We start from the raw sequence: 19,016 nt of genomic DNA on the forward strand, positions 1-19,016 counted from the left end.
GAGAGGACCCGCCCATGGACCCGATCGCCACGCGCCCGCTGGGCAAGAGCGGCGTTCCCGTCACCCAGCTCGGCTTCGGCGGGGCGCCGCTCGGCGACCTCTACCAGAAGCTGCCGGACGCGCAGGCGATCCAGACCATGGCCAAGGCGCTGGAGCTGGGCGTCACCCTTGTCGACACCTCGCCGCTTTACGGCTACGGCCTGTCCGAGCACCGCTTCGGCCAGGTGCTGCGGCCGCGGCCGCGCGACAGCTACATGCTGTCGACCAAGGTCGGGCGCGTCTTCGTGCCGCCGGGGCGCGGCGGCGTCGACCGCGGCACCTGGGCCGGTGGGCTCGAGTTCAACCCGGTGTTCGACTACAGCTATGACGGCGCCATGCGCTCCTTCGAGCAGAGCCTGATGCGCCTCGGCATCTCCTCGGTCGACATCCTCTTGATCCACGACGTCGACATCTGGACCCACGGCTCGCGCGAGGCCTATGAGCAGCGGCTGCAGGAGGCCCTGGCCGGGGCCTATAAGGCGCTGTTCAAGCTGCGCGAGGAGGGTGTGGTCAAGGCGATCGGCGTCGGCGTCAACGAGGTCGAATCCTGTATGCGCTTCGCCGAGGGCGGCGATTTCGACTGTTTCCTGCTGGCCGGTCGCTACACCCTCTTGGAGCAGACGGCACTCGACGACTTCCTGCCGCTGTGCCAGCGCCGCAACATCGGCATCATGCTGGGCGGGCCGTATAATTCCGGCATCCTGGCCACCGGCGCCGTGCCCGGCGCCCGCTACAACTACACGGAGGCGCCGCCGGAGATCCTGGAGCGGGTCAACCGGATCGAGGCGGTGTGCCGTCGTCACGGCGTGCCCCTTCCGGCCGCGGCGATCCAGTTCCCGCTGGCCCATCCGGTGGTCGCCTCGATGATCCCGGGCGCGGTCAAGCCGGAGGAGGTGGAGCGCAACCACGCCTTGATCGCCACCCCGATCCCGGCCGATTTCTGGGCCGAGCTGAAGCGCGAAGGCCTGGTGCGGGAGGATGCGCCGGTTCCGGGCTGACGCCGGGGCGAGCCAGCCGCCTCCCTGCGCGCCGTCCCGGTGGTAGACTGCAGCGGAAGCACAGGGGGCGGGAATGGCACAGCAAGTGGTTCCTGCGGCCGGCGGCGTCGGCCTGCGGCTGCAGCGCGGGCAGCGGCTGCGGATCGTCGACCCGGTGGGCGGGCAGACGGGCGACCTCATGGCCTATGCCGCGGATGGCAGCGAGCGGCTGTCGAACGGCCGCAGCTTCGACTATGGCGGCAAGATCTATCTGTCGACCGGGGACGTGCTGTGGTCCGACCGCAGCAGACCGATGCTGACGATCGTCGCCGACGAGGTCGGCCGGCACGACTTCCTCTACGCGCCCTGCAGCCTCGAGATGTACCGGATGCAGTACGGCGCGACGGAGTATCACCCGAACTGCCACGACAACTTGCGGGCGGCGCTGCGCGGGCTGGGGATCGAGCCGGATCCGCTACCCAACGCCTTCAACCTGTTCATGAATGTCGAGATCGCGGCCGATGGCCGGCTGGCCATCGTGCCGCCGCGGTCCCGCGCCGGCGACGCCATCGTGCTGCGCGCCGAGATGGACCTGGCGGTCGCGATCTCATCCTGCCCGGCCTCGGCCTGCAACGGCGGCGACCCGCCGCGACCCCTTGCCTTCGAGATCCTGGTGGACTGAGACGCCGCTTCAGGCGGCCGTGGGAAAAAACCCATGACGACGATTTCATTTGACGTGGGCAAAAATCCCACAGATTGATCGTGGGACAAATTCCCACGTATCAGGATCCGACCATGCGATCGCCCGACCCGACCGTCGTCCGCAAGGCCTCCGAATCGGGGCCGACGAGCGGTAAGCCAGTGATCTATTTCGACGTCAGCGACGTGGTCGAGTTCGTCCGCTCGAACAACCGGCTCAGCGGCATCCAGCGGGTATCGATCGAGATCGTCAAACACCTGTCCCGGACCATCGGCCATCACGACATCCGGCTGATCTGCCATCACCCGACCCTGAAGCGGATGATATGGTTTTCGGCCGAGCCGTTCGGCAGCGGCTACGTGTTCGATCACGCGGAGTTCTGCCAATACTTCGGCATCAATCCGCGCCGGGCCGGCGCGGTCAAGATCAGGGACTATCTGAAGAGGCGCTACGCGAGCTCCTTCAAGCGCTCCTTCCATGGCGTGCGGCTGCGCCTCCGCAACCTGCTCGATGGCGGCCGGACCTTCGACCGGCACAGGATTGCGTCGAAACGGCCGCGCCGGCTCGTGCCGAAGAACGCCATCGATGTCCGCTTCAACCGCGGCGATCGCGTCTTCATCTCCGGGGCGACCTGGGGCGGCCTGTTCCACAGCTACATCGATGCCCTCGAGGACGCGAAGCGGCGCCCGGGCATCGAGGTGTCCCTGTTCGTGCACGACCTGATCCCGCTGATCGCGCCCGAGCATGTGGTGAACGACGTGCCGGAGCAATTCTCGGATTGGATCGAGCGGATGTGCCGCCTGGTCGACCAGTTCCTGGTGAACTCCGAATCGACCGGACGGGATCTCGAACGCTTCATGCGGGCGCATGCCGTCCGGTCCGTGCCGGTCCGGGTCGTGCCGCTGGCCCATGAGTTCCTGCTGCCGGAGGACGTCCGGCGGCCGGCGCCGGCCAAGTTCTTCGATCCGGACCGGCACAGCTTCGGCGACCGCCGGATCCGCTGCGAGGTGCTGAACGCCGCCCTGCTGCCCTATGTCCTGGTCGTCGGCACCATCGAATCCCGCAAGAACGTCTGGACGCTCGCCGTCGTCTGGCAGGAGATCTACCGGCGCCTCGGCCTCGACACGCCGCGGCTGGTCTTCGCCGGCAAGCAGGGCTGGGCCAAGGGGGCCTTCGACGACTTCCTGCGCGGCACCGGCAATCTCGACGGCTATATCCGCATCCTCGACCGGCCGGACGATGCCGAGCTGGCCTATCTCTACGAGCATTGCCTGTTTTCGGTCTCGGCCAGCTATTACGAAGGCTGGGGGCTGCCGATCGGCGAAGGCCTGTGGTTCGGGCGGCCCGTCGTCGCCTCGAATGTCAGCGCGATGCCGGAGGTCGGCGGGGCGCTGGTGGAATATGTGGATCCGTATGATCCGAAATCGATCCGCGACGCCTGCCTGAAGTTGATCACCGACGACGACTACCGCGAGGCCATGGCCCGGCGGATCCGGCGCGAGGATCTGCGCCGCTGGTCCGATGTGGCGGAGGGCATCTGGCAGGCGCTGACCGCGCCGGCCGGGGCGAAGCCGGAGGTGAGGGCTGCCCCGGCGGCGACGGGAACGCTCGCCCTCGCGAGCTGAAGCCGCTCAGATCAGTCCCAGGCTGCGGAAGCTGGAATGGCCCTTGCGGCCGACGATGACGTGGTCGTGCAGGGTCACCCCGACCGTCTCCAGCGCCCGCGCCACCGCCTTGGTCATCTCGATGTCGGCCCGTGACGGCGTCGGATCGCCGGACGGGTGGTTGTGCACCAGGATCAACGCGCTGGCGCCGAGCTCCAGCGCCCGCCTCGCCACCTCACGCGGATAGATCGGCGCCTGGTCGACCGTGCCCTGGGCCGAGGCGTCGTCGGCCAGGAGCGCGTTCTTGCGGTCGAGATACAGCACCCGCACCTGCTCGATCCCGCCGAACTTCATGGCGACGCCGAGATAGTCCAAGAGCGCCTGCCAGGAGCCGAGCACGGGGCGGTCGGTGACCTGTTCCTTCAGCAGGCGTTCCGCCGCGGCCTGCACCACCTTCAGCAGGGCGACGCTGATGTCGCTCAGGCCGCCGCGCTGGGCCAGCTGGGTCGGCGTCGCCGCCAGCACCGCGCCCAGGCTGCCGAAGGTGCCGATCAGCTGCTTGGCCAGGGGCTTGGTGTCGCGCCGCGGAATCGCCGAGAACAGCAGCAGCTCGAGGATCTCATGATCGGCCAGCGCCGCCGCGCCGGCGGTGAGGAAGCGCTGCCGCAGCCGGTCGCGATGGCCGCTGTAGTGGGGAACCGGGTCCGTCGCGTCCGGCGCTTCGGTCACGGCGCCCGCCTGGTCACGCGGCCGGGTAGGGCGGCTGGGTGTGGCCGGCGGGGGACAGGGTGAAAATCTCCACCCCGTCCTTGGTGACGCCGATCGTGTGCTCGAACTGGGCCGACAGGCTGCGGTCGCGGGTCACGGCGGTCCAGCCGTCGGACAGGATCTTCACCGCCCAGTGGCCGGCATTGATCATCGGCTCGATGGTGAAGATCATGCCCTCGCGCAGCGCCAGCCCGTCGCCGCGCCGGCCGTAATGCAGGATGCTCGGCGGGGCATGGAACACCTTGCCGACGCCGTGGCCGCAGAAGTCGCGCACCACCGAGAAGCGGTGGCCTTCGGCATAGCTCTGGATGGCGTGGCCGATATCGCCCAGCGTGGCGCCGGGCTTGACCGCGGCGATACCGCGCATCATCGACTCATAGGTCACCTCGATCAGCCGCCTGGCCTTGACCGCGACCTTGTCGCCGGCGACGTACATCCGGCTCGAATCCCCGTACCAGCCGTCCAGGATCGGGGTGACGTCGATGTTCAGGATGTCGCCGTTCTCCAGCGCCCGGTCGCCCGGGATGCCGTGGCAGACGACATGGTTCAGCGAGATGCAGCTCGATTTCGGATAGCCGCGATAGCCCAGCGTCGCCGGCACCGCGCCGTGGTCGCGCATGAAGCCGTCGCACAGTCGGTCCAGCTCGTCGGTGGTCACGCCGGGGCGCACATGCGGGGCGATGAAGTCGAGGGTCTCGGCCGCCAGCCGGCCGGCACGCCGCATCGCCGCGAACTCGGCCTCGCCATGCAGGGGGATGTGGCCTTCCTCGCGGGTCTGGGGTTCCACCTCGGTCACGCTTTCTGTCCTGTCTCGCATCGCCTCTAGCCTATAGCACCGCCGCCGCGCGGTCGCCACCCGGCGGAATATGGGGGCGACTCGGCCGAAGACCGAGGGGTGCTGCCGCAGGACCGGCATGCGGACCGCGACCGGCTTGACTCCAGTTTATAACCAAACGATCATTTATAAACTCGATAGGCCGATGGAGGAGACGATGGCGCTGCCGCTGGACGGAACGGTCGCCCTGGTCGCAGGCGCAACCCGCGGGTGCGGGCGGGGGATCGCGGTGGAGCTGGGGGCGGCCGGTGCCACCGTCTACGTCACCGGGCGCAGCATTCGCGGCCAGCCCTCGGAGTATCAGCGGCCGGAGACCATCGAGGAGACGGCGGAGCTGGTCTCGGCCGCCGGCGGCACGGGCATCGCCGTGCAGACCGACCATCTGGTGCCCGAGCAGGTCGAGCGCCTGGTCGCCCGCATTCAGGCCGAGCAGGGTCGGCTCGACATCCTGGTCAACGACCTCTGGGGCGGCGAGACGCTGTTCGAGTGGAACAAGTCGGTGTGGGAGCATGACCTGCAGAAGGGCCTGCGCCTGCTGCAGCTCGGCGTGCACACCCATCTGATCACCGCGCATTACGCCATGCCGCTCCTGATCCGGCGTCCCGGCGGCCTGCTGGTCGAGGTCACCGACGGCACCGCCGAGTACAATGCCGACCATTATCGGCTGTCGCCCTTCTACGACCTCGCCAAGGTCTCGGTGAACCGGATGGCCTGGGCCCATGCCAGGGACCTGGCGCCGCACGGCGCCACCGCGGTGTCGCTGACGCCCGGCTGGATGCGCTCGGAGATGATGCTGGAGGCCTATCGCGTCACCGAGGACAACTGGCGCGACGCCACGAAGATCCAGCCGCATTTCATCATCTCGGAGACGCCGCGCTTCACCGGCCGGGCCGTGGCGGCGCTGGCGGCCGATCCGGAGCGGGCGCGCTGGAACGGCCAGTCCCTGTCCAGCGGCCAGCTGGCCCGGGTCTACGGCTTCACCGATCTCGACGGGTCGCAGCCCGACGCCTGGCGCTATGTGCCGGAGGTGCAGGACGCCGGCAAGCCGGCCGACGCTACCGGCTACCGCTAGATTCGGCCTGTCTCGCGGCCCGTCCAGGCGATAGCATCGCCCGATTCGAGCCCAGGGCAGGACCATGACCGATACGCGCATCGTGACCGCCGCCGTTCTGGTGATCGGGGACGAGATCCTTTCCGGCCGCACCAAGGACGCCAATATGGGCTTCCTGGCCGAGCGGCTGACCGGGCTCGGCATCCGCCTGCGCGAGGCGCGGGTGGTGCCGGACGTGCCGGAGGAGATCGTCGCGGCGGTCAATGCCCTCAGGGCCCGCTACGACCACGTCTTCACCACCGGTGGCATCGGTCCGACCCATGACGACATCACCGCCGAATGCATCGCCCGCGCCTTCGGCGTGAAGCTGCTGCGCCACCCCGAGGCGGTGCGGCGGCTGGAGGCGCATTACGAGGCCGGCCAGCTGAACGAGGCGCGGCTGCGCATGGCCAATGTGCCGGAGGGCGGCACGCTGATCGACAACCCGGTCAGCGCCGCGCCCGGCTTCCGCATCGGCAATGTCTACGTCATGGCCGGGGTGCCACGGATCATGCAGGCGATGTTCGACGGCATCGCCACCACCCTGGCCGGCGGCGACAAGGTGCTCAGCCGCACCGTGGCCTGCGACCTCGGCGAGGGGGTGATCGCCGCCGGCCTCGGCGCCATCGCCGCCGAATATCCGGAGCTGTCGGTCGGCAGCTACCCGTATTTTCGCGCCGGCAAGTTCGGCACCAGCCTGGTGCTGCGCGGCACCGATGCCGGGCGGCTGTCCTCGGCCACCGAGGCGGTGCGCGTCCTGGTGGTCTCGCTCGGCGGCAGCGCCGGTCCCGAGCCGGAGCCGGAGAAGAGCGAGTAGGCCAGGCCGATCAGCAGCGCGATGCCGAGCCAGAGGGCGGCGTAGAACAGGCCGTGGCCGCCCCAGCCGCCGCGGCGCAGCACGGCCGGCGCCACCAGGATCAGGGCGGCGACCAGCCAGGCCAGTCGGATCCAGTCGAGATCATCCATGCCGGGACAATGGGGATCGGCCCGCCCGCCGGCAAGGCGCATTCGGCTTGCGCGCCGGCCGAGGCCGGGCGATAGAGGCCCGGTGCGGACGTGGTGGAACCGGTAGACACAGCAGACTTAAAATCTGCGTCCCTCGGGAGTGCGGGTTCGAGTCCCGCCGTCCGCACCAGGCATCTTACGGCCCGAAACATTGACGGGAAAGGGGCCGGAGAGCCGGTCTCGAGGGCCGCCGGTCTCAACCCTCTGCAGACCACTGCGTGATCGCCGGGCGGTCGGATCCGGCTTTGGCTGGCGAGGCGCCGTTTCGGCGGCATGCCGCGCGCCTGGCCGCCCACGTCCTCCCGCATATGAGACCGGTCCGCAGCGTCGGCTGGCTGTATTCAGTTCGACCTTATAAAATGAAGAGCACAGTTTAAAAGTATTGATTCATTTTTGAAGTGCCTCTCATCGCGCGAGGTGCGCCATCTGCGATAACAATTGCCCGTTTTGGGAGATCGGCCTGCACCAAACGGCATAGTGAATGATGCAGTATGCAAAAATATGCAGATCACTTTCGCCGTTATGCAGATGGTCTGGCAGACGATCCATCGTCGAGGGGCAATGCTTGAGAAAAGCAGATCCGCGGCCCTTGCCGTTGTGGCATCCGCCGCAAGCGGAACCGGCGGTGAAGGCCGCCGAGGAGCCTGCCCCTCTCCGATGCATCCGCGCAGATCGTCAAGCCGTTTCGGCGAGTCGTGAGGGACGGCGGAATGAATCGATCGAGCGTTCGGCCTTTCGGGGATGACACGGCGGCGCGTGCGCCGGTCGGGCTCGCCCCGGCGATTCCGGACAGGCCCGCCCCGGCACTGTCGCTGCCGCCGATCGGGCCATCCTTCGATCCCGGTGCGCTGTCGGGCGTGCCGGGAGGAGATTCCCAATTCCTGCAATTCGTGCAACCTGGATGGCAGGATCGCGTTCAGCTCGGTCACTATCGCGACGTGCTGGGGTGGGAACCGTTTCCGCCGACGCCGCGCGATGTCGGCGACCGGCGGCCGTCGGTCCCGCGCGGCATCTCGACCCTGGCCTATGCGCCGGAGCAGCAGTTCGAGGTCTGGCGCTCTCATAGGGGCCCGATCATGGGTGTCGGCCTGCCGCCCGGGGTGGCGCCCGCGGACGGCTTCGTCGCGGAGTTCATGACCTGCGGCCTGGGCGGCCTGCACGTGGCCTTCGGCCATGCCGACGCCTATTCCTTCAGCCATGCCCTGGGGGCCCGCCGCGCGCCGATCGGCTGCTGGCGCCTGATGCTGCTGACGGTCGGGGAGATCTGGATCGACACCCCCGACCGCCAGACCCATATCCGGCCGGGCGACCTGTTCCTGCTGTCCCTGGACGAGCCGTTCCGGGGCCGCGCCACCCATCATGGCGGCCTGTCCCTGACGGTGCCGCGGGACCTGTTCGCCGCCGCCGCCGCCAACTTCGACGGCGCCGCAGGCGACATCCTGACCGGGCCCCTGGCCGGCCTCCTGGTCGACTATCTGCGCAGCCTCGAGGCGCGGCTGATCGGCATGTCGCCGGAGGATCTGGTGCTGGTGGGGCGGGCCACGGCCGAGATGCTGGCGGCCTGCGTCGGGCCGTCCCGCTACCGGCAGGAGCAGGCGCGCAGCACCATCGCCTCGATCCTGTTCGACCGTGCCCGGTCCCACATCCAGGCCCATTTCGGCGACCCCGAGCTGACGCCGGAGCGCGTGGCCCAGGATCTGCGGGTTTCGCGCTCGAATCTTTACCGGGTGTTCGAGCAGGCGGGCGGGGTGTCGCGCTACATCCAGCAATGCCGCCTGTTCGCCGCCCATGCCGCTTTGACCGGGGAGAGCGGGCGGCGAATCCAGGATATCGCCTACAGCTGCGGCTTCAAGCTGGCCTCGGACTTCACCCGGGCGTTCCGGCGCGAATTCGGCTTCAGCCCGCGCGAGGCCCGCGACGCCTGGCGCAACCAGGAGCCGGGCGCCGGTCCGGGGGCCATCGCAGCACCGGCGGAGTGAGCTGCGGGCATAGGAACAGATTGCCTCTCCCGCTTGCGGGAGAGGTCGGACATCCGAAGGATGTCCGGGTGAGGGGATAGCGGCCTCACCGAGAGCACAGCTCTGCCAAGAGCGAGCGCGTGATCCACCCCATCCTGAAACGCTGATCCTGGTGTCGCGGCCGAGCCGCCCTCACCCGGTCTCGCTGCGCGAGCCCGACCTCTCCCGCAAGCGGGAGAGGCAACGAACAGGACTCGGCGAGCATGCGGACGAGATGTGTGAATCCGGTAGCCCGGGGGGAGGGGGACTCATTGGTTTTGGGCGGCGCCGGCGCTGCCTCCTCCGCCGGATTTTCCGCGAATTGCGGGCTTTTGTTGCCGCCGTGCCACAAGGGCGGCCGCGAAGCGACAGGATGGGACGCCATGCCAACTAATGGGACGCTGGGCGGAGTGACGGCATCCGAGCCTTAAGGAATTCTTCGGACATCCGGATGCCGGAAAAGGTCGGAGAAGCAACGCCAATCCAGGGGACGCCAGGCGGCGAAGGGAGAGGCGGGTTTTACTTCGATTGTCTTCGGCGCGGTGACGACAGAGGACGGGGGTCCTGGCCAATCCTGCGTGGATGGTGTGGATCGCCGCGGCTGCCGGCGGGACCGGCACGGTTTCAGACAGGTATTTCGGAAGGGAGTGACATCATGAGCAACCACCAGTTCGACACCCGGCAGAGCGTCCGGCGTCACTCCCATTTCGCCAACAACTGGGTCGCCGGTGCCGACCAGCCCAGCAAGTCCCTGCGGCGGCGCCTGATGGCGGCGCTGCGCCTGGCGCATCGCGCGCTCGGGATGAAGCGGGACCGGCTGGGTCTCGGGGCCCTCGGCACCGGCGGCGCGGTCGGCGGCGCCACCCTCGCCGCCGACGGCGCCGAACCGGCCACCCTGTTCGGGGTGCTGCGCCGGGCCAGGGGGCTCTATGCCGCCATTTCGCTGGCGACGTTGGTGGCGCAGCTGCCGACGCAGGCCTTCGCGCAGGTCCTCGTCGGCCCGGGCAGCACCAACCCAGGCTCCGCCTCGACTGCGGTGGGCACCAACGCCCACTCGAACGGCAGCAACTCCATCGCGTTGGGCACCAGCACCAGTGCGACCGGCGATGGGTCGATCGCGATCGGCTATACCAACAGCACCAACGGCCTCAACGCGATCGCCATCGGCGTCTTTTCGAACGCGACCGGCACCAACGCCCTCGCCATGGGCGGAAACGCCCGCGCCGTCGCGGACGGGGCATCGGCCTTCGGCGTCAACTCTACGGCCAGCGGCGTCAGTTCACTCGCTCTCGGCAGCACCTCCACCGCCTCGGGGGGGAATTCGACGGCGTTGGGCATCGCTTCGGTCGCCAGCGGCGGCAATTCGATCGCCGCGGGCGCGAGCGCCAAGGCGACCGGCCCAAGCGCATCGGCCTTCGGCCCGGGGGCGCTCGCCAACGCCATCCAGTCGACGGCGCTGGGATTCGGGGCCCAATCGACGGCCGAGAATTCCGTCGCGGTCGGGTCTAACGCCATCGCCAGCGGCCTCGGGTCGGTGGCCATGGGGCTGGCCGCCAATTCGGGCAGCAACAGCTCGATCGCGATCGGCTGGCAGTCGATCGCCTCCCAGGTGAACTCGATCTATCTCGGCGCGCGCACCGTCGCGGGATCGGGAGCTACGGCGCAGAGCGCCATCGGCATCGGCACCGATGTGACCGCCTCCGCGCAGGACGCGCTCGCCATGGGCCGCTCCGCGAAGGCGACCGGCACGGGGGGCGCCACCGCGATCGGGGTGGGCGCCAACGCCACGGCTACGGCCGCCATCGCGGTCGGACCGCTCGTCAACGCTTCGGGCAATTTCTCGATCGGCCTGGGCAACGCGGCCGTGTCGAGCGGAATCGGCTCGGTCGCGGCGGGCTCGGGTGCCCAAGCCACGGCCGACGCCGCCGTGGCTCTCGGCAATGCCTCGACAGCGAGCGCCACCCGCGCAGTCGCGCTGGGATTTGGCACCGATGCGACGGCCGCGAATGCCAGCGCGATCGGCAACGGCTCGCAGGCCCTGGCCGCCTCGAGCGTGGCGCTGGGCGACACCAACACGGTGGCGGCCGCAGCCGGCCCCGGCTCGGTCGCGATCGGCCACAACTCGGCGGTGAATGGCGGCACCGGGGCGGTGGCGATCGGCGAGGGCCAGGTCGTCAGCGGCAACGGCGCGGTGGCGATCGGCGACCCGAACAGCGTCACCGGCACCGGCGCGGTCGGCATGGGCGCCAACAACACCGTCACCGGCACCGGCGCGGTCGGGCTCGGCAACGGCAACACGGCGACGGGCCAGGGCTCCGTCGCGCTCGGCAATGCCAGCAAGGCTGCGGGCGCCGGCTCGCTCGCCTTCGGCGACGCGGCCTCGGCGGTCAACGCCAAGGACGTGGCGCTGGGCTCGGGCTCGGTGACCACGACGGCGGTCGCGACCAAGAGCGTGACCCTCCGCGGCACCACCTACAATTTTGCCGGCGTGGCGCCGGCCAGTACGGTCAGCGTCGGCGCCGTGGGGGCGGAGCGGACGATCACCAATGTCGCGGCCGGCCGGATCTCGGCCAGCTCGACCGATGCGATCAACGGCAGCCAGCTCTTCGCCACCAACCAGTCGCTGCAATCGGCCATCGCCGGTTCGGCGCCGCACTACTACAGCGTGAACGACGGCGGTACGCAGCAGGCGAACTACAACAACGACGGCGCGACCGGCGCCAGTGCTCTGGCGGCCGGCATCGGGGCCACGGCCACGGGCCCAGCGTCGGTGGCGATCGGCAATCAGGCCAGCGCGTTGACGGGGCCGGCGATCGCATTGGGCATCAGCGCGACCGCCGACTCCAACTCCCCCGGCGGCGGGGCCATGGCCCTGGGGTCGAATGCCAAGGCCGTTGTTACGGGCGCTCAAGGCGGTTCCCCGATCGCAATCGGCATCGGGGCCAATGCCAGCGGAGCCTCGGGCACGGCGCTTCCCTTCGGTGGGGCGAGCTTCGAGGCGGTTGCGATCGGCAACGGTGCGGCTGCCACGGGTCAGGACGGCACGGCCCTCGGCCTCAGGGCTGCCGCGACCGGGACCTGGTCCACGGCCCTGGGCGGATCCGCCAACGCCTCGGCGGCGAGCGCCACGGCGGTCGGCATCCTCGCCAATGCCAGCGGGTCGAGCTCGATGGCGATGGGCGCATCGGCCAACGCCGCCGGGCAGTCTTCGACCGCACTCGGGAATGCGTCCGTCGCAGCGTCCGACGGCGCCATCGCCTTGGGGAATCAGAGCAACGCGACCGGTGTCAACTCCACGGCCTTGGGCAATGCCGCGCTCGCCAACGGGGACGCTGCTGTGGCCCTCGGGACGGGATCGAACGCTACCGGCCTCGGCGCCATGGCCGCGGGACGGCAGTCCAAGGCGACCGGCGATAACGCGACCGCCATGGGCAATGCCGCCAACGCGTCGGCGACGAGCGCGCTCGCGCTCGGCAACGCCGCCACGGCCGGCCAAGCCGGCGCCGTGGCGCTGGGCTCGGGCTCGGTGACGGCGGCGGCGGTCGCCACCAAGAGCACGGTGATCGGCGGCACCACCTACAACTTCGCCGGCACCACGCCGGGCAGCACGGTCAGCGTCGGCGCGCCGGGCGCCGAGCGCACCATCACCAATGTCGCGGCGGGCCGGATCGCACTGAACTCGACCGACGCGATCAACGGCAGCCAGCTCTTCGCCACCAACCAGGCGCTGGAGGCGAACATCGCCGGCGCGGCCGTCCACTACTACAGCGTCAACGACGGCGGCACCCAGCAGGCGAACTACGGCAATGGCGGCGCCACCGGCGCCAATTCGTTGGCGGCCGGCGTCGCGGCCGCCGCGGCGGGCACGAACTCGTCGGCGATCGGCTTCCAGTCCAACGCTGCCGGATCGCAATCCATCGCGGCCGGCAACGGCGCGAACGCCACTGCCGCTCTGAGCACCGCGATCGGCGGCTCGGCGGTTGCCGCGGGAACGAGCGGTTCGACCGCGGTCGGCGCCAATGCCAATGCCAGCGGTACGAACAGCATGGCGCTCGGCGTCTTCTCCAACGCGAACGCCGCGCTCGCCACGGCGGTTGGCCCCGGCGCAGGTGCCACGGCGGCAAACGCTGCGGCGATCGGTCCGAATTCACGTGCCACCAACGCGGCGGCCTCGGCGCTGGGCTTCCAGGCCAATGCGACGGGCCTCAATTCGACCGCGGTCGGCGCCGGGTCGGTCGCGGCCGGCGCGTCGTCGGGCGCTTTCGGGGTCAGCGCCAACGCCAGTGGCGCCAGCGCTCTGGCACTCGGCGGCGGCGCCATCGCCTCACAGGATTTCGCGACGGCCGTCGGCCGCGCCGCCACGGCGACCGCGGCGAATGCCACCGCCCTGGGCGTTCTTGCCAATGCCAGCGGCGCCGCCGCCACCGCCATCGGCGTCAATGCCTCGGCGAGCAACACCGGCTCGGTTGCCATCGGCGGAAATGCGACGACCGGCAACACCGGCGCCAACGCTGCCGGGCTGGGGTCCATCGCGATTGGTGGCGGCAGCAATATTTCTTCGGGAGCATCCGTCTCGGCCGCCGGAGGCAACGGCATCGCCATCGGCACCCTCAGCAGTGTCACCGCGACCGGCAGCACCGCCATCGGCCAGGCTGCCAGCGCGACGGCGAGCTCGTCGCTCGCTCTCGGCAACATCGTCACGGCGTCGGGCATCGGCGCCGTCGCCGTCGGCCCCAACGTCGCTGCCAGCGGCAAGTTCTCGACCGCGATGGGCCAGGGTGCCAACGCGTCGGGGCTGAACTCGTTGGCCCTCGGGAATGTCGCGAACGCCGGCGCCGCCTCCTCCGTCGCGCTGGGCGACGGCACCGCCGTGGCGGCCGCGGCCGGCCCCGGCTCGGTGGCGATCGGCCACAATTCGAAGGTGAATGGCGGCACGGGCGCAGTCGCGATCGGCGAAGGCCAGGTCGTCAGCGGCAACGGCGCCGTCGCCATCGGCGATCCGAACACGGTGACCGGCACCGGCGCCATCGGCATGGGCGCGAACAACACTGTCAACGGCACCGGCGCGGTCGGTCTCGGCAGCGGCAACACCGCGACGGGCCAGGGCTCGGTCGCGCTGGGCAATGCCAGCAAGGCCGCGGGTGCCGGCTCGCTCGCCTTCGGCGACGCGGCCTCGGCGGTCAACGCCAAGGATGTGGCGCTGGGCTCGGGCTCGGTGACCGCGAAGGCGGTCGGCACCGCCAGCACGGTGATCGGCGGCACCACCTACAACTTCGCCGGCACGACGCCGGCCAGCACGGTCAGCGTCGGCGCCGCCGGCGCCGAGCGGACCATCACCAACGTCGCGGCCGGCCGGATCGCGCTGGACTCGACCGACGCGATCAACGGCAGCCAGCTCTACGCCACCAACCAGGCGATCTCGGCCATCGCCGCCAGCACGCCGCTGCACTACTACAGCGTGAATGACGGCGGGGTGCAGAAGCCGAACTACACCAACAACGGCGCGACCGGGCTCGATTCCATCGCGGCCGGCCCGGGGGCTTCGGCCACCGGCGCCTATTCGACCGCGGTCGGCACGACCGCGAAGGCGACCGGCGACTGGGCGACGGCCCTCGGCCAGAATGCCAATGCGGCTGTGCAGCAGGCCACGGCGCTCGGCGCGGGCAGCCTCGCCAACGCCCAATATGCGACCGCGACCGGCTTCCAGGCCATCGCGACAGGGGTGGCGTCCACGGCGGCCGGCCTGCACGCCAACGCCTCGGCCGAGAACGCGATCGCGATCGGCAACGCGGCCACAGCGTCGGCGGCGGACAGCATCGCCGTCGGGACCAGCGCCGTTGCCACGGGGCCGTCGGGCGGTGCGATCGCGGTCGGCCCGAACGCCAACGCGACCGGGTCCTTCACGACCGCGGTCGGCGCGGACGCAAAGGCCAATGGCGATTGGGCGACGGCCTTCGGCCAGAACGCCAATGCGGCCGCCTCGACGGCCCAGGCCCTCGGCGCGGGGAGTGTCGCCTCGGGCCAGTTTGCGCTCGCGACCGGCTTCCAGGCCAATGCAGGGGGCGTGGCGTCCACGGCGGTCGGCCTGCACGCCAATGCCTCGGCCGAGAATTCGATCGCGGTGGGCAACGCGGCCAACGCTTCAGCCGCAAACGCGACGGCGATCGGTGCTGGCTCGCAGGCCCTCGCCGCCTCGACGGTGGCGCTGGGTGACACCAACACCGTAGCAGCTGCGGCCGGCCCCGGCTCGGTCGCGATCGGGCACAACTCGACGGTGAACGGCGGCACCGGCGCGGTGGCGATCGGCGAGGGCCAGGTCGTCAACGGCGACGGCGCGGTCGCGATCGGCGACCCGAACACGGTGACCGGCACCGGCGCGGTGGGCATGGGCGCCAACAACACGGCGACCGGAAACGGCGCCGTGGCGCTCGGCAACACCAACATCGCCAACGGCTTCGGCGCGCTGGCGCTGGGCAATACCTCCAACGCCACCGGCGCCAGCGCGATCGCCCTGGGCGACACGGCCGCTGCGACCGCCGGCAGCAGCATCTCGATCGGCCGGATCAGTCAGGCGAGCGGTCTCAACGCCGTGGCCCTGGGCGTCGGCACCAACGCCAGCGCCGACTCCGCCATTGCCCTGGGCAATGCCGCCAACGCCGCCGGCGCCAGTGCGCTCGCCCTCGGCACCACTGCGGCGGCCGGGGCGGACAACGCGATCGCGCTCGGCTTCGGCGCCACGGCCGGCGATGCCGGCGCGGTGGCGTTGGGCTCGGGCTCGGTGACCGCGGCGGCGGTCGGCACGTCCAGCACGGTGATCGGCGGCACGACCTACAACTTCGCCGGCACGACGCCGGGCAGCACGGTCAGCGTCGGCGCGCCGGGGGCGGAGCGGACGATCACCAATGTCGCGGCGGGCCGGATCGCGCTCGACTCGACCGACGCCATCAACGGCAGCCAGCTCTTCGCCACCAACCAGGCGGTCGAGGCCATCGCCGCCAGCAACCCCGTCCACTACTACAGCGTGAACGACGGCGGCACGCACGGCGCGAACTACATCAACGACGGCGCCACCGGCGCTAATGCGATGGCGGCCGGCATCGCCGCCACGGCGTCGGGCACGCAGGCCGTGGCGCAGGGCTTCGGGGCCAACGCGTCGGGCGGCGATGCCGTCGCGCTCGGCACCAACACCAAGGCTTCGGCCTCCAGCAGCACCGCGATCGGCGTCAACGCCTCAGCGGCGGGGGTCAGCGGCTCCACGGCGGTGGGCGCCAACTCCAGCGCCAGCGCCAGCAACAGCCTGGCGGTCGGCGAGTTCGCCAACGCGTCCGCCGAGCTGGCCACGGCTGTCGGACCCGGCGCGATCGCGGCGGCCGCCAACGCCACCGCGCTCGGCAACGGCGCTTCGGCGACGGCGGCGAACGCGACGGCGGTCGGCGTCCTGGCCCAGGCGAGTGCAGGTGCCGCGATCGCCGTCGGCCTCAACTCGAATGCGTCGAGCGAGTGGGCGACCGCGATCGGCACCAATACGGTCGCCAGCGACCAGGGTGCCATGTCGATCGGCACCAATACGGTCGCGAGTGCCCAGAGCGCGATCGCGATCGGCACCAACACGAACGCTCTTGCCTCCACGAGCACGGCCCTGGGCACTCTCACCACGGTGGCGGCGGCGGCTGGTCCGGGCTCGGTGGCGATCGGCCACAACTCGACGGTGAACGGCGGCACGGGTGCCGTCGCGATCGGCGAGGGCCAGGTCGTCAACGGTGACGGCGCGGTGGCGATCGGCGACCCGAACTCGGTGACCGGCACGGGCGCGGTGGGCCTGGGCGCCAACAACACGGTCAACGGCACCGGCGCGCTGGCGCTGGGCAACACCAACACCGCGACGGGCCAGGGCTCGGTGGCGCTGGGCAATGCCAGTAGCGCCGCGGGCGCCGGCTCGCTCGCCTTCGGCGACGCGGCCTCGGCCACCAATGCGGGCGATGTCGCCCTCGGCTCGGGCAGCACGACCGCAGCCGCGGTCGGCACCGCCAGCACCACGATCGCCGGTACCACCTACAACTTCGCCGGCACCACGCCGGGCTCGACGGTCAGCGTCGGCGCACCGGGCGCGGAGCGGACGATCACCAATGTGGCGGCCGGCCGGATCGCGCTCGACTCGACCGACGCGGTGAACGGCAGCCAGCTCTTCGCCACCAACACGGCGGTCGACACGCTCAACACCCAGATCACCGACGTGACCGGCAAGCTGACGCACTACTACAGCGTCAACGACGGCGGCACGGCGGGTGTCAACTTCAACAACGACGGCGCGACCAGTGCGGGTGCCCTGGCGGCCGGCATCGGGGCCGTGGCCTCGGGCGGCCCGTCGACGGCGGTCGGCAACAACGCCGCCGCGACGGGCGGGACCACGGTCGCCCTGGGCAGCGGGGCGACGGCCACCAGCGGCGGTGTCGGGGCGGGCATGGCCCTGGGGGCCGGCGCGAAGGCCGTGGTGACCGCTGGCGACGGCTCTCCGATCGCCATCGGCGCGGGGGCCAATGCCAGTGGCGCCGCGGGCACGGTGCTTCCGGGCGGGTTCACCTCCTTCGAGGCGACCGCGATCGGCGGTTCCGCGACGGCCACGGGGGCGGGCGGCACGGCGCTCGGCGGCAACAGCAATGCGACCGCGACCTGGTCGACGGCCGTCGGCCTGGCCTCAAGCGCCACGGCGGACCACGCCACGGCGGTCGGCGTCCTCGCCAATGCCTCGGCGGCGGATGCGCTCGCCCTCGGCAACGGCGCCACGGCCGGCGATGCCGGCGCGGTGGCGCTGGGCTCGGGCTCGGTGACGGCGGCTGCGGTCGGCACCGCCAGCACCACGATCGGCGGTACCACCTACAACTTCGCCGGCACGACGCCGGCCAGCACGGTCAGCGTCGGCAGTGCGGGCAACGAGCGCACCATTACCAATGTCGCGGCCGGGCGGATCGCGCTCGACTCGACCGACGCCATCAACGGCAGCCAGCTCTTCGCCACCAACCAGGCGGTCGAGGCCATCGCCGCCAGCAACCCCGTCCACTACTACAGCGTGAACGACGGCGGCACGCCGGGGGCGAACTACATCAACGACGGCGCCACCGGCGCCAATGCGATGGCCGCGGGCATCGGGGCCACGGCCTCGGGCGCGCAGTCGACGGCGGTCGGCTATAACGCCGCCGCTTCGGGCGGGACCACGATTGCCCTCGGCAGCGGGGCGACGGCCACCAGCGGCGGTGTCGGCGCGGGCATGGCCCTGGGGTCCGGCGCCAAGGCTGTGGTGACCGCTGGGGACGGCTCTCCGATCGCCATCGGCGCGGGCGCCAATGCCAGCGGCGCCGCAGGCACGGTGCTTCCGGGCGGCTTCACCTCCTTCGAGGCGACCGCGATCGGCGGTTCCTCGAATGCGACGGGAGCGGGCGGCACGGCGGTCGGCGGCAACACCAACGCGACCGGAACCTGGTCCACCGCTCTCGGCCTGGCCTCCAGCGCCACGGCGGATCACGCCACGGCGGTGGGCGTCCTCGCCAACGCCTCGGCCGCGGATGCGCTCGCCCTGGGCAACGGCGCCACGGCCGGCGACGCCGGCGCGGTGGCGCTGGGCACGGGCTCGGTGACGGCGGCAGCGGTCGGCACGGCCAGCACCACGATCGCCGGCAAGACCTACAATTTCGCCGGCACGACGCCGGGCTCGACGGTCAGCGTCGGCGCGGCGGGGGCCGAGCGGACCATCACCAACGTGGCAGCGGGACGGCTCTCGGCCAGCTCGACCGACGCGGTGAACGGCTCGCAGCTCTTCGCCTCGAACCAGGCGATCGACGACGTCGCCAGCCAGATCACGGACGTGACCGGCAAGCTGACGCATTACTACAGCGTCAACGATGGCGGCACGAAGGGGGCGAACTACGACAATGACGGCGCTGCCGGGGTGAACTCCTTGGCGGCCGGCGTGGCGGCCTCGACCTCGGTGGAGGATGGTGTCGCCA

Annotated in this window: 9 protein-coding genes and 1 tRNA gene; 8 read left to right on the forward strand and 2 right to left on the reverse strand. The window is 70.8% G+C overall.

Translation table 11 applies throughout. The features are described 5' to 3' along the window. Nucleotides 1-14: 14 nt before the first annotated feature. From FFK22_RS19495 to FFK22_RS19505, 3 genes are all read left to right on the forward strand, one after another. Nucleotides 15-1,037 (forward strand): aldo/keto reductase, encoded by a 1,023-nt coding sequence (locus tag FFK22_RS19495; RefSeq protein ID WP_138889055.1) that lies wholly within the window; start codon nt 15-17, stop codon nt 1,035-1,037. A 73-nt stretch (nt 1,038-1,110) separates the two neighbouring features. Next, nucleotides 1,111-1,698, forward strand: coding sequence for a DUF1989 domain-containing protein (locus FFK22_RS19500; protein WP_138889054.1), 588 nt, complete (start codon nt 1,111-1,113; stop codon nt 1,696-1,698). A gap of 113 nt (nt 1,699-1,811) precedes the next feature. Continuing rightward, on the forward strand, nt 1,812-3,341 hold the full coding sequence (locus FFK22_RS19505; protein ID WP_138889053.1) for a glycosyltransferase family 1 protein: 1,530 nt from the start codon (nt 1,812-1,814) through the stop codon (nt 3,339-3,341). Nucleotides 3,342-3,347: 6 nt separating this feature from the next. Here the strand turns inward: FFK22_RS19505 and radC are convergent, their stop codons facing one another. Together radC and map are read right to left on the reverse strand one after the other, a co-directional pair. Next, nucleotides 3,348-4,049: a DNA repair protein RadC gene (gene radC / locus FFK22_RS19510; protein WP_138889052.1), complete on the reverse strand. Its 702-nt coding sequence runs from the start codon at nt 4,047-4,049 to the stop codon at nt 3,348-3,350. Between the two features lie 13 nt (nt 4,050-4,062). Continuing rightward, nucleotides 4,063-4,884, reverse strand: coding sequence for a type I methionyl aminopeptidase (map, locus tag FFK22_RS19515; RefSeq protein WP_306770135.1), 822 nt, complete (start codon nt 4,882-4,884; stop codon nt 4,063-4,065). Nucleotides 4,885-5,080: 196 nt separating this feature from the next. Here map and FFK22_RS19520 point away from each other — a divergent pair, with 196 nt between their 5' ends. The 5 genes from FFK22_RS19520 to FFK22_RS19540 form a co-directional block, all read left to right on the forward strand. After that, complete coding sequence (locus tag FFK22_RS19520; RefSeq protein WP_221938706.1) at nt 5,081-5,995, forward strand: SDR family oxidoreductase; 915 nt, start codon at nt 5,081-5,083, stop codon at nt 5,993-5,995. A 64-nt stretch (nt 5,996-6,059) separates the two neighbouring features. After that, nucleotides 6,060-6,830, forward strand: coding sequence for a molybdopterin-binding protein (locus FFK22_RS19525; RefSeq protein ID WP_138889050.1), 771 nt, complete (start codon nt 6,060-6,062; stop codon nt 6,828-6,830). Nucleotides 6,831-7,063: 233 nt separating this feature from the next. Next, nucleotides 7,064-7,148 (forward strand) — tRNA-Leu (locus tag FFK22_RS19530). Between the two features lie 580 nt (nt 7,149-7,728). After that, nucleotides 7,729-8,997 (forward strand): AraC family transcriptional regulator, encoded by a 1,269-nt coding sequence (locus tag FFK22_RS19535; RefSeq protein ID WP_138889049.1) that lies wholly within the window; start codon nt 7,729-7,731, stop codon nt 8,995-8,997. A 673-nt stretch (nt 8,998-9,670) separates the two neighbouring features. Then, the coding region (locus tag FFK22_RS19540) for a hypothetical protein (protein ID WP_186002548.1) at nt 9,671-19,016 on the forward strand (9,346 nt) is incomplete at its 3' end.

This window comes from Mycobacterium sp. KBS0706 (genome assembly GCF_005938675.2).
GTDB lineage: Bacteria > Pseudomonadota > Alphaproteobacteria > DSM-16000 > Inquilinaceae > Inquilinus.